Source organism: Massilia sp. YIM B02769, from assembly GCF_030411995.1.
Taxonomy (GTDB): Bacteria; Pseudomonadota; Gammaproteobacteria; order Burkholderiales; family Burkholderiaceae_D; genus Telluria.
This window is the reverse complement of sequence record NZ_JASNRC010000035.1, coordinates 1-3,722: the sequence shown is the minus strand read 5'-3', so window position 1 is coordinate 3,722 and position 3,722 is coordinate 1. Positions and strand designations below refer to the sequence as shown.

Sequence of the window (3,722 nt, the reverse complement as noted above, 5' to 3'; positions counted from 1 at the left end):
GAGCTGGTTTCATTCGTTCAGGCTACCAGACCTACAGGTTCTACGCTGGGCGAGCCTGATTTGTGCAACAAAGCCCTGCTGTGCTACAGCGTCAAGCTGCACGATAGAGCGTGCTCTCGGTTGCAGTGCAACAAATTATCTCCTAACATACACCTCAATGATGCTTTTGATGCAACTTTTTTGGAGGTATAGCTTTGCGTCCTTGTCCCTACACCCCGGATGTGGAAACGGCTTCCGAAGACGAAGCGCGCCTGACCGACGAGATCGTCGAACAGATGGCGGCTACCAACCGCTGTGCCTTTGAGCGCCACCGCCACGCAATCCGCGACGCCCATGCCAAGTCGAATGGTCTGCTGGTGGGCGAACTGGAGGTGAATGCGAATCTGCCGCCCGAGCTGCGCCAGGGCATCTTCGCCGAGGCGCGCATCTACCACGTCGTCGCGCGCCTGTCCTCGGCGCCCGGCGACATCCACTCCGACAAGATTCCGGCCCCGCGTGGCTTCGCGCTCAAGGTGATGGGCGTGGAGGGCGAACGCCTGTCGCCCGGCATTGCTGGCGCCAACCAGGATTTCCTGATGGTGAACTTCCCGGTGCTCGCCTTCGGCACCATCCCGAAGTACAAGCAGATGCTGGCGCTGCTCGAAGCGAACGCGCATGCGCCGGACACCTTCCAGCGCCTGGTGGCCGGCACCGCGCGCGGCGCGAAAGAGCTGGTGCAGGCGCTGGGCCTGGAACCGGGCGCGACCCTCGAAGGCCTGGCGCGCGACAACCACCATCCGCTCGGCGAGACCTACCACACGCAGGCGGCGATCCGCTTCGGCGACTACATTGCCAAACTCGCGCTCGCGCCGAAGTCCGCGGAGGTGCGCTCCCTGGCCGGGCAGCCGCTGCGCGAGGTGCACGACGCCTGCATGCGCGACGCCGTCAGCGCCTTCTTCGCCGAACATGGCGCCGAGTACGAACTGTCGGCGCAGCTGTGCGTCGACCTGACGGCGATGCCGGTCGAGGACGCCGCCGTGCGGTGGAGCGAGGAGCGTTCCCCGCACCGCCCCATCGCCACGCTGCGCTTCCCTCCGCAGCCCACCGCGACGCCGGGACGCCAGGTGTATGGCGACGACGTCCTGTCTTTCAATCCCTGGAACGGCATCGAGGCGCACCGACCGCTGGGCGGCATCATGCGCATCCGGCGCGCGGCCTACGAGCGTTCGAGCGCATATCGGCACACGATGAACGCGCGGCCGCGCGTGGAGCCATCGCAAGCTTCCGACATCCCGGACTAAGGAGCCAGAACCATGACCGACAAGACCACCGACCCGCGCCTGGACGACGAAACCTGGCTGCAGGAAGTCAGGCGCCGCATCGACGCGGTGGCGCACGACGCGCCGCAACTCGCCAAGATCGCGCTGGAAGCAATGGTGCGCAAGCACAATCCCGACCTGAAGGGCAGCGCCAGATCGGCCGGGCGCGCGGGCAAGCAGTCCGGCAACGTTTCCGAGCTGACCGCCATCGCGCCGCTCAAGCCGGGCGGCGCCGACCGCCTGCGCCGCATCTTCGATCTCACCAACGGCAATATGGATGGCGCCCAGCGCGTCTCCACCTTGCACGACATGCGCTTCGTCTTCTTCGACAACGACACCCGCATCCTGTTTGCCACCACCTATGACGGCGACTGGGACAGCTACATCAACGACTTCGCGACCAAAATTCCGGAACTGATGGACCTGCTGTTCGCGAACGTGGAGGGCTGGCCCGGCATCGCCAGCCCGCAGGTGAAAGACTTTATCGCATCGCACCAAATCGACGCCGCCGGCTGGTTTGTCGCCAATCCGCAGGTGACCGTGGTCGACACCCGGCGCTACCAGCGCATGGAAAAGGCGCTGGACGCCTTCTTCGACGCCATGGCCGCGCATCCGCCTACGGACGAGGCGACGCGCAAGGCGCTGGACACGCTCACGGCCACGATCTCGCAGCCGGAAGGGGTGGATTACTGACATGGGCCTGCTCAACGATCTGAAGGCGCGCTTCCGGCGCGAACGGGTTACGCTGGCCTTGGACGACATCCAGGCCCTGATCCTGCGTTCCCGTCCCGAACCCTATGTCGGCATCCACGCGATGCTGCATTTCGACGATGCGGAAGGCGGACGCGACCTGGTGCGCCGCCTGGCCGCCCACATCCCTTCCGCAGCCGGCTGGACCGACGATCGCGACGCCTGGATCGGCGCCGCGCTCAGCTTCCAGGGGCTGAAGGCCCTGGGCCTGCCGGAAGCCTCGCTCAAAACTTTTCCGCTACCCTTCCAGCAAGGCATGGCGGGCCGTGCCGAGCAGCTGCGCGACTTCGACGTCAATGCCCCTGAACACTGGGATGAAGCGTTCCACCCCGGCGTCTGCCACCTCGCGCTGACGATCTATGCGCGCGATGAGGCTGCGCTCGAAGTGGCGCGCGCCAAGGCCATGGGCGAACTGGCGCGCTCGCATGGCGTGACCCTGGTCGGCACCCACGCATTCGGCGCCGATGCCGACGCCAAAAATCCCTTCGGCTTCCGCGATTCGATTTCGCAGCCCGCAGTTGCCGGCAGCGGCGTCGATGCGCTGCCGGGCCAGGAGCGCGCGATCGCGGCCGGCGAATTCATCCTCGGCGAAAACAGCGAGACCGGAGCGCCGGTGGCGATGCCTGAGCCGCCCGAACTAGGACGCAACGGTTCTTTCGTGGTGCTGCGCAAGTATGCCAGCCAGGTCGGCGCGTTCAACGATTTCGTGCGCAGCCATGCCGCCAGCGAATCCGAGGAAGAGCTGCTGGCGGCCAAGCTGGTCGGCCGCTGGCGCAGCGGCGCGCCCCTGATTCTGGCGCCCGAGCGCGACGATCCGGAACTGGGAGCCGACCCGGCCCGCAACAACGATTTCGACTTTTCGAAGGACCCGCGCGGCTTCGTCTGCCCCCACGCGTCCCACATGCGGCGCCTGAATCCGCGCGACAGCAGGCTGACGATCCTGACCGACGTGAATATCCACCGCATCATCCGGCGCTCCTCAACCTTCGGCCCTAAATGGCGCCGCGAGGTGACGGCGACCGACGACGCGCGGGACGAGCGCGGCATCTTCTTCATCTTCATTAGTGCGCGCGCCTACGACACCATCGAGTTCCTTCAACAGGAATGGATCAACCGCGGCAATTTCATCGACCTGGGCACCGAACGCGACGCCATCGTCGGCCTGCACGAGACGCCTGGCAGCTTCACGCTGCCGCAGTCGCCGGTACGGCACCGACTAGACGGCGTGACCACTTTCAACCGGCTAAAGGGCGGCGAGTACCTGTTCATGCCCTCTCTGGGCGCGCTACGCTGGATCGGCGAGGCCGGCTGGATGCGCTAGCTGTCTGCAGCCGAGTTCGCTCGGCAGATTTGCAGCCGTTCGGTTATTTATGCAAGCGGTCGATGACCGCTTCTGGCCAGAGCAGACTTTGGACTATCTACGTACGACTGACCGTGGGCGCAAGCCAGTCTTATACCAGCTAAGTCCTACTTCATCCGGAACTGATCAAGCTTCTTTCCACCTGCTAATGCTTCGGCAACCCACTTCGGCTGACGGCCGCGGCCTGACCAGGTTTGAGAGCTGTCTGCGGGGTTTTCATACTGTGGTTTCACTTTTTGGGGCTTTGTTGAGCAAATCGGGCGAAGGCCGAGCTGACGCTATTTGTGGCTCGTTTTATAACACTGGGATCGTAA

At 64.7% G+C, this 3,722-nt stretch carries 4 protein-coding genes; 3 read left to right on the top strand and 1 reads right to left on the bottom strand.

Going from position 1 to position 3,722, the window contains the following annotated elements; genetic code table 11:
* Positions 1-221 precede the first annotated feature (221 nt).
* From QPK31_RS26035 to QPK31_RS26025, 3 genes are read left to right on the top strand one after another with little or no spacing between them, the layout of a single operon-like run.
* Positions 222-1,280 (top strand): catalase family protein, encoded by a 1,059-nt coding sequence (locus QPK31_RS26035; RefSeq protein ID WP_290425786.1) that lies wholly within the window; start codon positions 222-224, stop codon positions 1,278-1,280.
* A 12-nt stretch (positions 1,281-1,292) separates the two neighbouring features.
* On the top strand, positions 1,293-1,991 hold the full coding sequence (locus QPK31_RS26030) for a hypothetical protein (RefSeq protein WP_290425785.1): 699 nt from the start codon (positions 1,293-1,295) through the stop codon (positions 1,989-1,991).
* Between the two features lies 1 nt (position 1,992).
* Positions 1,993-3,369 (top strand): Dyp-type peroxidase, encoded by a 1,377-nt coding sequence (locus QPK31_RS26025; protein WP_290425784.1) that lies wholly within the window; start codon positions 1,993-1,995, stop codon positions 3,367-3,369.
* Between the two features lie 146 nt (positions 3,370-3,515).
* Here the strand turns inward: QPK31_RS26025 and QPK31_RS26020 are convergent, their stop codons facing one another.
* Positions 3,516-3,641 carry an H-NS histone family protein gene (locus tag QPK31_RS26020; protein ID WP_290425783.1) on the bottom strand — a complete coding sequence of 42 codons (126 nt, stop codon included), beginning with the start codon at positions 3,639-3,641 and terminating at the stop codon, positions 3,516-3,518.
* Between the last annotated feature and the right edge of the window lie 81 nt (positions 3,642-3,722).